The sequence below is a fragment of the Novosphingobium rhizosphaerae genome (assembly GCF_050920675.1).
Classification (GTDB): domain Bacteria; phylum Pseudomonadota; class Alphaproteobacteria; order Sphingomonadales; family Sphingomonadaceae; genus Novosphingobium; species Novosphingobium rhizosphaerae.
Map to the genome: position 1 here is coordinate 185,441 of NZ_CP137862.1, position 13,921 is coordinate 199,361.

At 68.3% G+C, this 13,921-nt stretch carries 10 protein-coding genes; 5 read left to right on the forward strand and 5 right to left on the reverse strand.

Annotated features, from left to right (window positions below; translation table 11 throughout):
• The first annotated feature begins 101 nt into the window (after positions 1–101).
• From R9J51_RS20900 to arsB, 3 genes are read left to right on the forward strand one after another with little or no spacing between them, the layout of a single operon-like run.
• Complete coding sequence (locus R9J51_RS20900; RefSeq protein ID WP_168557436.1) at positions 102–434, forward strand: ArsR/SmtB family transcription factor; 333 nt, start codon at positions 102–104, stop codon at positions 432–434.
• A 13-nt stretch (positions 435–447) separates the two neighbouring features.
• Entirely contained in the window at positions 448–888 is a 441-nt protein-coding gene (arsC, locus tag R9J51_RS20905) for an arsenate reductase (glutaredoxin) (RefSeq protein WP_169475249.1), read from the forward strand.
• Positions 889–891: 3 nt separating this feature from the next.
• The gene (arsB, locus tag R9J51_RS20910; RefSeq protein ID WP_179562631.1) at positions 892–1,938 is read left to right on the forward strand and encodes an ACR3 family arsenite efflux transporter; all 1,047 of its coding nucleotides are present in this window, start codon (positions 892–894) and stop codon (positions 1,936–1,938) included.
• Positions 1,939–2,013: 75 nt separating this feature from the next.
• On the opposite strand, the gene R9J51_RS20915 is transcribed toward arsB, so the two are convergent.
• Positions 2,014–4,065, reverse strand: coding sequence for a TonB-dependent receptor (locus tag R9J51_RS20915; protein ID WP_432788081.1), 2,052 nt, complete (start codon positions 4,063–4,065; stop codon positions 2,014–2,016).
• Between the two features lie 501 nt (positions 4,066–4,566).
• Here R9J51_RS20915 and R9J51_RS20920 point away from each other — a divergent pair.
• Both R9J51_RS20920 and R9J51_RS20925 read left to right on the forward strand, forming a co-directional pair.
• Complete coding sequence (locus R9J51_RS20920; RefSeq protein WP_179562628.1) at positions 4,567–6,084, forward strand: hypothetical protein; 1,518 nt, start codon at positions 4,567–4,569, stop codon at positions 6,082–6,084.
• The gene (locus R9J51_RS20925) at positions 6,045–7,577 is read left to right on the forward strand and encodes a S10 family serine carboxypeptidase-like protein (RefSeq protein ID WP_218847454.1); all 1,533 of its coding nucleotides are present in this window, start codon (positions 6,045–6,047) and stop codon (positions 7,575–7,577) included. The genes R9J51_RS20920 and R9J51_RS20925 overlap by 40 nt, the downstream gene beginning before the upstream one ends.
• Here R9J51_RS20925 and R9J51_RS20930 read toward each other — a convergent pair.
• The 4 genes from R9J51_RS20930 to R9J51_RS20945 are packed head-to-tail and all read right to left on the reverse strand — an operon-like array spanning position 7,508 to position 13,908.
• Positions 7,508–8,812, reverse strand: coding sequence for an amino acid permease (locus R9J51_RS20930; protein WP_179562624.1), 1,305 nt, complete (start codon positions 8,810–8,812; stop codon positions 7,508–7,510). The genes R9J51_RS20925 and R9J51_RS20930 overlap by 70 nt on opposite strands.
• Entirely contained in the window at positions 8,809–10,305 is a 1,497-nt protein-coding gene (locus R9J51_RS20935) for a S10 family serine carboxypeptidase-like protein (protein WP_179562622.1), read from the reverse strand. Before R9J51_RS20935 ends, R9J51_RS20930 begins: the two co-directional genes overlap by 4 nt.
• Positions 10,295–12,403, reverse strand: coding sequence for an amidohydrolase family protein (locus tag R9J51_RS20940; RefSeq protein ID WP_179562620.1), 2,109 nt, complete (start codon positions 12,401–12,403; stop codon positions 10,295–10,297). Before R9J51_RS20940 ends, R9J51_RS20935 begins: the two co-directional genes overlap by 11 nt.
• Positions 12,400–13,908 (reverse strand): S10 family serine carboxypeptidase-like protein, encoded by a 1,509-nt coding sequence (locus R9J51_RS20945; protein WP_179562618.1) that lies wholly within the window; start codon positions 13,906–13,908, stop codon positions 12,400–12,402. The genes R9J51_RS20940 and R9J51_RS20945 overlap by 4 nt, the downstream gene beginning before the upstream one ends.
• Between the last annotated feature and the right edge of the window lie 13 nt (positions 13,909–13,921).

Below are 13,921 nucleotides of genomic sequence, written 5' to 3' on the forward strand. Positions count from 1 at the left end.
TTCCAGCTTCATGGGAAAATTTCTTCCCCCGCCCCTCCTGCAGGCGGGCGGGCGTGCAAGCTTGGCTGGCCAAACCCCGACATATCCATTAATCTGGATATATGGATAATGATTCGGCCATAGCGGCGCTGGGTGCGCTGGCGCAGGGAACGCGGCTTGACGGGTTTCGGTTGCTGGTGCGGCACGAGCCCGAGGGGTTGCCGGCCGGCGAGATCGCGCGGCTGCTGGATGTTCCGCAGAACACCATGTCGGCGCATCTGGGCATTCTGGCGCGAGCCGGGCTGGTGCGGGCCGATCGGCAGGGGCGCACGATCGTCTATCGGGCAGACCTGGATGGGCTGCGCGCGCTGACGCTGTTTCTGGTCACCGATTGCTGCGCGGGCAATGCCGCGCTCTGCGCGCCGCTGATTGCGGCGCTTTCTCCCTGTTGCTGAAAGGAACCGCCCAATGCACGCAGACACGAGCGTGGATATCGTCATCTATCACAATCCCGAATGCGGCACCTCGCGCAATGCGCTGGCGATGATCCGCAATGCGGGGATCGAACCGCACGTGATCGAATATCTGAAAACCCCGCCATCGCGCGCGTTGCTGACGCAGTTGATCGTGCGCGCCGGGATTTCCCCGCGCGCGTTGCTGCGCGAGAAAGGCACGCCTTATGCCGAACTGGGGCTGGATGATCCCGCGCTGACGGACCATGCGCTGATCGATGCGATGATCGCCCATCCGATCCTGATCAACCGGCCGCTGGTGGTTTCCCCGCTGGGCGTGAAACTGTGCCGTCCGTCCGAAGCGGTGCTGGATCTGCTGCCTGCCGAGCAGCAGGGCGCGTTTGCCAAGGAAGACGGGCAGGCCGTGGTCGATGCCGCCGGGCAGCGGGTGATCTGAGCCATGGGCACGTTCGAACGCTATCTTTCGCTGTGGGTCGCGCTGTGCATCGTGGCCGGCATTGCCCTGGGGCAGATCGTGCCGGGGCTGTTTGCCGCCATCGCCGCGGCGCAACTGGCACAGGTCAACCTGGTGGTGGCCGTCCTGATCTGGCTGATGATCGTGCCGATGCTGCTCAAGATCGATTTTGCCGCATTGGGTACGGTGCGGCAGCATTGGAAAGGGGTGGGCGTCACCCTGTTCATCAACTGGGCGGTCAAGCCGTTTTCCATGGCCGCGCTGGGCACGCTGTTCATTGGCTGGCTGTTCGCGCCGTGGCTGCCGGTGGGGCAGGGGCCATCCTATATCGCGGGCCTGATCCTGCTGGCGGCGGCGCCCTGCACCGCGATGGTCTTCGTCTGGTCCAACTTGTGCGATGGCGAGCCGACTTTCACGCTTTCGCAGGTGGCGCTCAACGATGTGATCATGGTGTTCCTGTTCGCGCCGCTGGTCGGCCTGCTGCTGGGCGTGGCAGCGGTGCAGGTGCCGTGGGCCACGCTGCTCTTGTCGGTCATGCTCTATATCGTGGTGCCGGTGATTGTGGCGCAAGTGTTGCGCCGGGCGGTGCTGGCGCGTGGTGGGCTAAACGGGGGCGGAGAGGCCGCTTTGGCGCGGCTGCTGGCGGCGCTTGGCCCGGTTTCGCTGGTGTCGCTGCTCACCATGCTGGTCTTGCTGTTCGGGTTCCAGGGGCAGGCCATCCTGGCGCAGCCGCTGGTGATCGCGCTGCTGGCGGTGCCGATCCTGATCCAGGTCTATGGCAATGCCGCGCTGGCCTATTGGCTATCGCGGCGCATGGGGGTGGCCTGGTGCGTGGCGGCGCCTGCTGCGCTGATCGGGGCATCCAACTTCTTCGAGCTGGCCGTGGCGGCGGCGATCGGCCTGTTCGGCCTCAAGTCCGGGGCGGCGCTGGCAACAGTCGTGGGCGTGCTGGTGGAAGTGCCGGTGATGCTCTCGATCGTGGGCGCCGTAAAAGCCACGCGTGGCTGGTATGAAACGCGGGCGGCGGCCTGAAACGGCAAATCCGCTGCCTCCGTGGAATGGAGGCAGCGGACCGTTGCGACCCGAATGTTTCGGGGGATTGGCCGGTCAGAAGGAACCGGCGAACTGCACGCCGACCGTGCGGGGCGGGATGTAGCGGCCATAGGGCGCCGTGGTACCGTTGCGGTTGATCGCATAGAGCACGGCGCGTTCGTCGGTCAGGTTGCGGGCAAACACGTTGACGCTCCACCCCGCATCCAGCGCCACGCCGGCGCGCACGTCGAGCTGGCCATAGCTGGGCAGCATCTGGCGCTCGCGGCCCGCGGCGGCCAGGCTGTTGAGGAAATCGCCCGGCCGCTTGCCCGTCCAGGCATAGTTCACGCCCAGCGAGCCGCTGATGCCATCGCCCAGCGGCACCTTCTGGTCGAGCCCGATATTGGCGGTAAAGCGCGCCGAATTGGGCAGGCGATCGCCCTTGGCACCCACCAGCGCGGAACCGCCGTCGGTGGCCGCCGGCAGGGCCTGGGTCAGCACGGCATCGGTGAACGTGGCATTGCCGCTGATCGCGCCGCCCTTCCACGGCCGCACCGTTCCGGCCAGTTCCACGCCGCGGCTGCGCGCCTTGGCGCCGTTGGTGGTGAACGTCAGCTCGTTGGCAGAGGTGTTCTGCAACTGGATGCGGGTCCAGTCGATCTGGAACACCGAGAGGTCGAAATCGAGCTTGCCCTCCAGCACCGAACCCTTGGCGCCCGCTTCATAGTTGACCACGCGGTCAGACCGATAGGTGCCGGGCACGCCATCGGCCAGGGTGTTGGTGCCGCCAGGGCGATAGCCGTTGGCCACGCGCGCATAGACCATCACGTCGGGCGTGATGTGCCAGCTGGGCGAAACCAGCCAGGTGAACGGGCTTTCCGACGTGCGGTGTTCTTCGCTGCTGGAAAAGCCGAAGATATATTGCGCGACGCCGGTGGTGACGACGGTGGAGAGATTGTCCTGCTTGTTGTGGGCATAGCGGCCGCCCACTTGCAGATCGAAGCCGGGGGCGAGGTGCCCGGTCACCGTGCCGAAGGCGGCCAGTTCGCGATAAGTGGAAGGCCCGGCGCCGACATAAGGCGTGTCGATCAGGCCGCCACTGGCGTTCATCAGCAGCATGGTCTGCGAGATGTTGGCGTGTTCGACCGAATAGAACCCGCCGAGCATCCAGTCGAGCGCGGTGCTGCTGCCCGAGAGGCGCAATTCCTGCGAAAAGCGCGCGGCGCGATGCGAATTGGTCAGGAAGACCGAGGACAGCCCGTCGTAATAGCGGCCGAGCAGTCCGCCGAAGATGCTGGTGAGATCCTGGTAGGGCACGGATTCGTTGACATTCCAGCCGGTGACCGAGGTGACCTGGACTTTGCCCAGATCGAGCACGGCGCGCGCGGAATAGACATCGAACTGGCTGCGGCTGGGCTGGCCCAGCACGCGGGTGACCGAATAGGGATCGGCGTTGACGCCGTTGAAATCGGTGTCGGACTTGAAATCTACCAGCCCGCTGTTTTCGGTGCGCAGGCGCTGGCGAATGGCGCTGAGCGTGATCGTCAGGTTATCGACCGGGCGCAGCAGCAGCGCGGCGCGGCCGCCCCATTGGCGCTGGTGGTTGGCATCGGCCAGGAATTGCCCGGTGTTGCTGTCGGTATTGTCCACCCAGGCCGGATCGCGGCGATAGAAGCCGCTGACCGCCAGTGCAACGCGGTCCTTGATCAGCGGCACGTTGAACGAGCCGCGCAGCGAATTGCCCTGGCCGCCGTGGGCCACGGTTGAAACGCCCGCTTCCACCCGCCCGGTGAATTGCGTGGTGCTGGGGTCTTGGGTCACGTACTTGATGATGCCGCCCAGGCTGGCCGCGCCATAGAGCGTGCCCTGCGGGCCGCGCAGCACTTCGATGCGCGAAAGGATCGCCGGGTCGAAATCGGGAATGTCGGTATCGCCGTTGGCCGTGGCCGAACCGAAGGGCACATCGTCAACCAGCACGGCCAGCGTGGGATTGGTGGCCCCGCCGGTGGTAATGCCGCGCAGCGACAGGCTGTGCACGGCCTGGCCGGAATATTGCAGGCCGGGGATGCGGTTGAAGTAATCGCGGATGTTGGTGAGGTTCTGCTGGGTAAGCGTGCTGGCCGACAGCGCGGTGACCGGGCAGGCACGTCGATCAGGCGCTGGCTGGTCTTGAGCGCGGTGACGATGATCGTCTCGCCTGAATCATCGGCGTTGGCCTGCGGCGCATCCGGCGCGGCGGTTTGCGCGTGGGCGCCAAGGGCCAGGCCGCTGGACAGGATCGGCGCCAGGGCCAGGGCCAGGGCGGATCGACGGCGGAAGGCGCCGGTGGTGTTGGTCTGCATGGATGCCCTCATTGTTCTGGTTGGTTCGTTATCGGCAAGAACACCACAGCGAAGCGGGAATTTTTATTTGGATATGGCGCAGGCCTGCCCGCTACGGGTCATTTTTATGCGTGAAAGCGGCCCGGCGGGGTGTGAGCCGTGCCGTGGCGCCCGGCGCGATTCGCCTGTATCGTTGGCGCTTGCCGCATAATCTATGCCGGCCACGGCCATGGCGGCCGCGCGAAAGACACGGACTGCCCAGGCCGGCTGCGCTAGGCTGCGCGGCATCACCATAGCGAGCGCCGCGATGCCCCAGTTTCAATCCGTGCTTTCCGTCCGTGCCTTTCTGCCCCTGGCCGCCGCCCTGGCGATGGGTGCTGCGCCGCGCCAGGCGGACCAGCTTGCCGTCACGTTGCGCCCCGACATGGCCGATGGCGCGGTGGCGGGGGTGGCCGTGGCGATGGACTTGCCCGCGCCCGCCGATGGCACGCTCTTGCTGGCAGCGCCGGTGGTCTATCCCGGCGCGCCGGGGGTGGGCGACCGGCTGAGCGGCCTGGCCGTGAGCGATGCGCTGGGGCCGGTGCCGCTGGCCATGAGCGAGGATGCGCCGGTCAAGGGCGGGTTCCCATGGTATCGGCACTGGCGTGCCACCCGCGCGGTGCAGGGGCAAGTGGCGATCCGCTATCGCGCCGCGGTGATGCAGGCGGGAGGGCCCGGCGGGCCTGCCTTCGGCCTGCGCGCAGTGGGCGGAGGGCTGGCGGCGTCGGGCGGCGGGTTCCTGCTGCTGCCGGAAAACCGCGACGCGCTGCCCGCGCGGTTGCACTGGGATCTTTCGGCCATGGCCAAGGGCGCGAGCGCGGCGATCTCTTATGGCGCGGGCGACGTGGTGGTGCCCGGTGGCGCCCAGGCGCTGGCCGATAGCTGGTTCATAGCCGGGCCGCTGGGGCATTGGCCGGCCACCGGCACGCGCGACGGCTTTGCCGGGACCTGGCTGGGCCAGCCGGTGTTCGACGTGCCCACCGCGCTGGCACGCGCCGGGGCGGCGCACCGCTATCTGCAGGGACATTTTCCCCACATGAAAGCCCAGCGCGCCTATCGCATCTTCGTGCAGTTCCGCGATGCGGCGCCCTATGGCGGCGGTACGGCGCTGGACCAGTCTTTCATGCTTTCACGCGGGCCGCTGGCGCCGGGCGAAAAGGGCGAAATGCCCAGCTCGCTGTTCTTTCACGAGATGATCCACCAATGGACCGGCCAGATCGAAGCGCCCAGCGGCATTTCCAGCTGGTTTTCCGAAGGGCTGACGACGTATTACGAAGACGATCTGCAATGGCGCGGCGGGTTTGAAAGTGCCGATGCCTATCTCGACGCGGTCAACCGGCTGGCGCGCCGCTACTTCACCAGCAAGGCGCGCAACATGGCGGCGGCCGATGTGGTGAAGATCGGCTTTGGCGATGAAGAGGTGCGCCACATCGTCTATTACCGCGCGGCGATGTATTTCCACGATCTGGATGCCCGCATCCGCGCCCATAGCCATGGCCAGCGCAATCTGGAAAGCGTGCTGTTCCCGCTGTTCCTCTCGCGCGAACAGGGCGTGCGCTTTGATACCGAAGCCTGGCTGGCGGCGGTCTCGCGCGAATTGGGCGACGCGGGGGAACGCGACCGGTTCAAGCGCCTGATCCTGGACGGCACGGACACGCTCGATCCCCTGCCCGATAGCTTTGGCCCCTGCTTTGCCCGCGTGGCGGCGCAGTGGGACACGCCCCATGGGCATGTGGATGGCTGGCAGTGGCAACGGGCCGCACCGCCTGCCGGGGCGTGCCGGTGAACCGGGCGGCCCTGGCGCTGGCGCCGCTGCTGCTGGCGGCCGCGCCACCACCCGCTTTACCCGCGCAAGATGGCCCGATTGCCCCGGCGACCAGCCACCACGCCCTGGCCACGCCCGCCGGGCGGCTGGACTATGACGCGGTGTTCGAACAGCAGGTGCTGAGCGGCCCGGATGGGCAGCCGGCGGCGACGATTTCCACGATCGCCTATCTGCGCAGCGGCACGGCCGATGCCGCGCGGCCGGTGATCTTTGCCTTCAACGGCGGGCCAGGTGCTTCGTCCTCTCCCTTGCACGTCGAGGCCATGGGGCCGCGCCGGCGCGAAGGCTCCGGCCTGGTGGACAATGCCGAGACGCCGCTCGATCGCGCCGACCTGGTGTTCGTCGATCCGGTGGGCACGGGGTTCAGCCGCCCGCTTACACCCGGCGGCGGTGCGCCGTTCTGGAGTGTGGCGGGCGATGCGCGGGCCATGGCCCAGGCGATCACCGGCTGGCTGGCCGCGCATGGCCGCGCCCATGCGCCGGTGATCGTGGTGGGGGAAAGCTATGGCGGCACGCGCGCGGCGGCGATGCTGCCCTTGCTCAAGGACGTGAACCTGGCCGGCCTGGTCCTGCTGTCTCCCGCCCTGGCGATCGGGCCACAGGGAGACAGCGAACTGGTCGAGGCACTGCCGGCCATGGCTGTGGCCGCGGCGGCCCATGGCAAGGGCGCGCTTGCGGGCCTGCCCCCGGCGCAAGTGGAAGCGCGCGCAGCCGCCTTTGCCGCCGGCCCTTATGCCCGCGCCTTGCTGGCCGGCAGCGCGCTAGCCCCGGCAGAGCAGGCCCGCGTGGCGGCGCAGATGGCGCGGTTGATCGGCCTGCCACCGGCCACGATCCGCGCCGCCCGCTTGCGGGTGGACGTGGAAACGTTTCGCGCGGCATTGCTGGCCGGCAAGGGCGAGGTCGTCGGCCGGCTTGACAGCCGCGTGGCGGCGCCGCGCCCGGCGCCGGTGGCCGGGCGGCCATCGGCGGCCAGCGATCCCGCGTTGGGGCTGGGCGCGAGCAACGTGATCGTTTCAGCCGCGCTGGGCGATTATCTGCGCCGCGAACTGGGCGTGCAGACCGCGCGCGACTATGTTTCGCTCACGCTGGACGTCAATTTCCAGTGGCGCTGGCCGCGTGTGGAGGGCGCGGGCTATGGTGAGGACGAGGCCGATCGCCTGCCCGATCTGCTGGGCAACCTGGCCCAGGCCATGGCCGTCCATCCCGCCATGCAAGTGACGCTGGTGGGCGGCTATTACGACATGGCCGTGCCGCTGATGGCCACGCGCGATGCGCTGCGCCATGCCTGGCTGCCGGAATCGCGCGCGCGGTTGGTGGCCTTGCCGGCGGGCCATGCGGTCTTTGCCGATGCGCCCGGCCGCCAGGCGATGCGCGCGATGATCGATCAGCTCTTGCGCGCGAACGCGAACCACCAGGCCAGCCCCAAGACCAGCCAGCCACCCACCAGAAGATAGGGGCGCGGATCGGCCTCCACGCCAAAGGCGGCAATGGCCAGCGCCGCTACCACACCGGCCAGGCCGACCAGCGTGACGGTGGCAGGCGCCATGCCCAGTGCCGCGCGGGCGTGGATTTGGGGGTGGTGGCGGGCAACGACCGTGGCCGACCAGGAACAGGCGGCATATTTCAGCATGGTCGGCAGATTGACCGCCAGCAGCAGGAACACCAGGCTTTGCGGCAGGAGCATGCCGGCCATGGCGCAGGCCCAGGCCAGCAGCACGGCCAAGTGCGGCGTGGCAAAGCGCGGATGCACGCGGCCCAATGCGGTGGGCAGGGCGCCGCTGCGGCCCATGGCAAAAAGGCTGCGCGAAAAAGTCAGCGCCAGCGCGTTCATCGACTTGACGATTGAGAGCGTGGCCGCGCCCACGATCAGCACCGTGGCCGCCGGGCTGCCCATGGCCACGCGCGCGGCATCGAGCAGTGGCGCCTTGCTGGCGGCGAGCCCCGCCGGGCCGACCAGGCCCAGCGCCGTGGCCGCCACCGCGCCATAGACCAGGGCAGTGAGCCCAATTGCCAGGGCAATGCCCAAGGGCATGGTGCGCGCGGGGTTGCGCACTTCCTCGCCGATTTCCACCGCGCTTTCGATGCCCAGGAACAGGCTGATCATCAGCGGCACGGCGGCGAGCACCTGGGGCAGCGGCACCGAGAGCGGCCCGCCCATCGTGGCCACGCGCACATGCGGCAGGCCAAGCGCCACCAGCAGCGCCAGCACCACCAGCAGCAGCGCCATGAGCGCCGTCTGCGCCTTGGCCGCAAGCGCGACGCCGCGATAGTTGAGCGCAAAGACCAGCGTGATCAGCGCCGCCATGGCGGGCAGCGGCGGCAGGGGCACGACCATGCCGAGATAGCCGACCAGCACCTGGGAGAGGATCGCCATGGCGCCCACGTTGGCCACTATGCGCATCCAGGCGATGAGAAAGCCGACCGCCGGATGGATGAAGCGGCGCGGCCATTCGTAGGATGCGCCCGAAACCGGCAGGGCCGAACCGAGATAGGCATAGGCCAGGGCAAAGATCAGCATCGGCAGCGCGGCAAGGCCGATCGCGGGCAACAGGCCCGCCCCGGCAACTTGCGCCGTTGGCCCCAGGATCGTGAAGATCGAAACCCCGATTGCGGTGCCCGCGCCGAACGTGACAACCCCGACCAGGCCCACCGATTTGCCGAGCTGAACCGGCGTTTCCGGTGCGCTCATCGCAGCGTGCCGGCGATGAAGGCGCGCAAGTCTGCGGCCAGCGCCTGCCGTGCATCGCGGCCCAGATAGGCCATGTGCCCGGCGGGGTAGGTGCGGAAGGCAACGCGGTCTGCCGGCGCACCGGAATGGGCCATGGTATCGTGCGCCGTGCCCAGCGGCGTGACCAGGTCATAGAACCCGGTGCCCACCAGCACGCGCAGCGCCGGGTTGCGGTTCATCGCCGTGGCGAGATCGGTGGCATAGTTGCTGGGGGACGAACCATAGTCCCACGGCCCGTTCACATCGCGAAAGGCAATCGCCTTGTAGGGCTGGGGCAGGTCGATCTGGAGCGTGTCGCGGGCATAGGCGTCCCACGCGGCGACGAAGCCGGGCACATATTGCGCCATGGCCGGATCGTCGGCCACCGGGTCTGGCCCGGCGGCGGCCAGCGGCAGGGTGAAGCGCGCATCGTAAAGCCCGGTGCGCCGCCCTTCGCCAGCGAGCAGCAGGCGGGCAAAGGCCGCGCCCGACAGGCGCAGGTCATTGGCCAGGATCGTTTCGGCCGGAACGCCGATGAGGCGCGCCATGGCCTGCGCCACGGCGGCGCGGCGCGCGGGATCGAGGCGCGACCCGGCATGGAGCGCGCCCAGATAAGTGTCATCGACAAAGGCCTGCGCGGCATCGACCTGGCCCTGCGGCGTGCAGCCTGGCGCCACCTTGTGGAAATGGCAGGCCGTGGCCGCCAGGCTGGGCAGGATGCCGAGGTAGGCGCGATCGTCGCCCGCTTCGCCATGGGCCATGTCCATCGCCTGGCCCAGCAGGATCACGCCGTTCAGGCTGATGCCGTCCATCTGCCCGGTCTGGGTGGGGCCGCCGGCCAGCAGCCGCGCCACCACCGCCGCCCGCACTGTGCCATAGCTTTCCGAGAGGATATATTTGGGCGCGTTCATCCGGCCGTAGTGGGCCAGCCACTGTTCCATCACCTGCACCGTGGCCACCGCGTCCTGCTCCACCCCATAGAACATCGCCGGGGTGCCATCGGCCAGGATGCGGCTGTAGCCGGTGCCGGGCGGATCGATCAGCACCAGGTCCGCCACGTCGAGCGGGCTGTCGGCATTGGCCACGGTGTGGAACGGGGCGGTGGTCTGCGGATGATCGGGATCGTCGAAATCGATACGCTGCGGGCCAAGCAGGCCCATGTGCAACCAGAGCGAGGCCGAGCCTGGCCCACCGTTGAACACGAACAGGACCGGCCGGGTGGGATCGCGATCTTCGGTCTTCGTGGGCTCTTTGAAATAGCTGGTGGCAAAGACGCTCGCGGCCGCCTTGCCATCGGGGCTGCGCAGGATGAATTCCTCTTCCACCGCCACATAGGGCATGCGCTTGTTGCCAAAGGTGCCCAAGCCTCGCGTGATGAAAGTGCGCGGCGCGGCGTCCTGCGCCTGCGCGGGCAGCGAAGCGGCGAGCGGGGCGAGCGCGAGGGCAGCGGCCAGGATCAGGCGGTCAATCGGCATGGTCGGCAATCTCGTATCCAAAGGCGGAGCGGGCGGTGAGGCCGGCATCCTGGCTGGCCAGGGTTTCCTTGGCGGGATGGAGCGGCGGCGGCGTGGTGAACGGGGCAATGCCCAGCGCGGTGTAGATCTCGCTGGGGAAATAGGCGACCCCGCCGCGCAGGACCAGGCGCGGGCGGCGGATGGCGGCGATGTCTTCCACCGGATTGCCCGGCACCAGCACCAGATCAGCGAGCTTGCCCCGCGCGATCGTGCCCAGTTGCCCCTCGCGCCCCAAAAAGCGCTCGGCATCCAGCGTATCGGCGCGCAGCGCCTGCGCCGGGGTAAGGCCTGCTTTCACATAGAGTTCCAACTCGCGCTGCACGGCAAAGCCGGTCGCTTCATCGGTGCCGGGCAGCAGGACAATCCCGGCGCGGTGCAACATGCCGATGGTTTCCAGCACTTTGGCAAAGCCACTGTGATAGGCCGCATCGGCGGCGGCATCGGGCAGGCTGACGAAGGAACGCTGGCGATAGCGCTGGAAGCCGATCGGCATGTGGCCGAGGAAATCCTCCTGCCCCGGCGGCACATGCCCGGCGCGGCTGAGCATCAGCTGTTCGAGGATCGAGGCCGTGGTATCGAGCGCGACATGGTGCTGCTGCATCAGCCCCACGGTGTGCTGCACGGCGGGCGCGGACAGATCGAGGCTGCCCGCGCGTGCCATGGCCGTCAGGCGCAAGGGCGTGCGGCTGTCTTCGCCCTGCTGCAAGATCCAGCCCAGCATCAACTGGTTGATATGGGCGATGGAATCATAGCCATCGGCAATCACCCGGTCGGGCGTATCGAAGGCGGGGACATGGCCGGTCACTTTCAGGCCGAGGCGATGCGCCTCTGCCGCGATGGGCGCCACCCAATCGGGGTTCATCGAATTGTAGATCTTGATTTCGGCATAGCCGCGCGTGGCGTACCAGCGCACGTCCTTAAGCGCTTCGTCCACGCTGGCGGGAATGAAGCCGAAGCGCGCCGAATAGGGGCTGCGCCCCTCGATGAAGCCATTGGGCACGATGCGCGGCCAGGCCACTTGCCCGGCATCGACGCGGGTGATCAGGTCCTGCAGGAACGCGTTGTCGTTGCCCATGTCGCGCGTGGCGGTGACCCCGGCGGCCAGATAGAGCAGGCCCGAAGGCAGCGTGGCATGCGAATGCATGTCGTGCAGCCCCGGATAGACCGTGCCGCCCTGGCCATCGATCACCGTCTCGTCGGCCGGATCGGGCGCGGCGGGGTCTTCTGCCAAGACCTGGGTGATCGTGTCGCGCATCACCACCACGGCCGAAAGGGCAGAGCGGGTGCCGCTGACCGGATCGAACACGTGCACGTTGCGGATGCGCAGCGGCGTGGCAAAGCGGTGCGCCAGTTGCTGTTGCAGCGCCAGGGCGCGCGCCGTTTCCAGCTCGGTCGCCAGCTTGCCCAGCATGGGCACTTGCGCCTCATGGCCGGCGCGGATCGTGGTGCCATCGGCGCCGGGGCCGAACACGCCCGCTAGCCGCCCCGCGCCATCGAGCAGGACATAGCCGGGGTTGAGCTGCACCCCGGTGATGCGCCAGGCGGTGACCGGCAGGGCCGCCTTGCCGCTGCCCAGCGCGAACCTGCGCACCGCTTGTGCGCAAACCCGGCCCGATGGCAGCACGGCCAGGCAATGGTCCGGCCGTCCCATCGCCGCGCGGGCATAGAGCGCCAGGGCATAGGGGCTGTCATCGTTGGCGATATAGAGCGGCGGGCGGGCAGAAGCCTGGCTGCCGGCGTCAGCCTGGCTTTTCCACCGCGCCACTTGCCCGGCATAGGCATAGCTTTCATCCACCGCGCCACCCATCAGCGAGGTGCCCTGGATCGTCCAACGGGTCGGTACGCCCGAGGGATCGAGGACCAGATCCTCGTGATGCTTGGGGCCACGGCCATTGTCGTCCACGCGGTAATCCACCGCCACGCGGTTGCCCTGGGTGTGGATCTTGAGCGAACCGACGGTCTCGCCGTTGGAGACGATGACGAGGTTATCGTCCGCCACCTGTGCCGCCGCGGGCGTTCCGGCGAGAGCGAGGACGAGCGGGAGCAGGGCGCGGCTCATCGCGGCGCCTGCCCGGTCTGAACAGGAACAGTCTTGGTGATCAGCATGCGAATGTCGTTCCCCAGGGCCTGGGCCGTGGCGGCCACCGAATAGCCGGTGTGGCCCCCGTCGTAATAGCGCAAGGTCACGCGCTGCGGGTCCCAGCCCGATTGCGTGGCGAGCAGTTCGGCCGCGCCCATCGTGGTCTGCGTGTCGTAATAGCCGTTGGCGACCAGGACCTGAAAGCGCGGGTTGGCCGCCATCATCGCGGTGATCCCCTGGTAATAGGGCCAATCGGCAAAGGGGCTGGTGCCCGATCCCCAGCCCCACTGGTCGAAGCCTTCTACGGGTGCGGAAAGGACATAGGGCTGCGTTTCTGCCACCTTGAGTTCGTCGCGGCGATAGCGTTCGAACAGGCGGGCCAGGGTATCGGTGATCGCTTCGGACGCATCGGGCGCGCCGCCCTGCGTGGGCGCGGGCATGGTATAGCGCGCGTCCATACGGCCGAGCACCAGGCCCTTGTCCCTGAGCAGTTCGACGCGATAGCGTTCCTTGGATATGCGCAAGTCGTGCGCCAGGTACCACGCCGCCGGAATGCCGGTGAACGCCGCCAGGCGCGCGGCAACGCGGGCGCGATCGGCGAGCGGCGCTCCGCTGCCCTGATAGAGCACGGTCAGGTAATCGCCCTTGGCAAAGGCGCGCGCGGCGGCCAGGAATGCGGGCAAGTCCATGCCCTGGAAGGCCGGGTCCTGCCGATCCGCCTTGCCATGATACCAGGCGATCGCCGCCAGCGTGGGCAACGAGGCGACATAGCTGGTGACATTGGCGGGGCGCTGGGCATATTCGACGATGTTGGCCGCCTGGCCATAGAGCACCACGCCGGCCAGCGGCAGCGGATCGGGGCCCTGCGCCAATTGCCGCGCGATTTCGCAGGCGCGGTTGGTGCCATAGCTTTCGCCCAGCACATAGACCGGCGCCCCCGTTCGCCCATGGGCGACAAGCCAGGCGCGGATGAACGCGGCGACTTGCGCGGCATCGGCGCGCACCGACCAGAACGCGTGCGGATCGGTGCCCGGCGCGGCGGTGCTGAACCCGGTGGAAGCGGGATCGACGAAGACCAGGTCTGCGGCATCGAGCGGCGAGGCGGGATTGTCTGCCAGGGTGACTTTGGCCGGATCGGCGGCGATATCGTCGGGGAATGCCGCCCGGCGCGGGCCAAGGCCGCCGACGTGGACATAGGCCGAGGCCACGATCGGGCCGCCGTTGAACGCGAACAGCACTGGCCGCGTGGCGGGGTTGTCGCCATCGCGCAGATAGGCAAAGCTGACGAGGCGCGCCGCGCCATCGGCGGTCCTGACCTCGGTCGCCTCGACCCGCGCGGTATAGGCGAGGGCCTGCCCGCCGAACGTGCCCTTGTGGTGGGTAATGACCGGCGTTGCCAATACGGTTGCCGGCTGGGGTGTTGCCGTCTGGGCATGAAGCGGGGCGGCGGCGCAGAGCAGGACGGGAAGCAGCAGGGCGCGCATCGGGACAACCTTT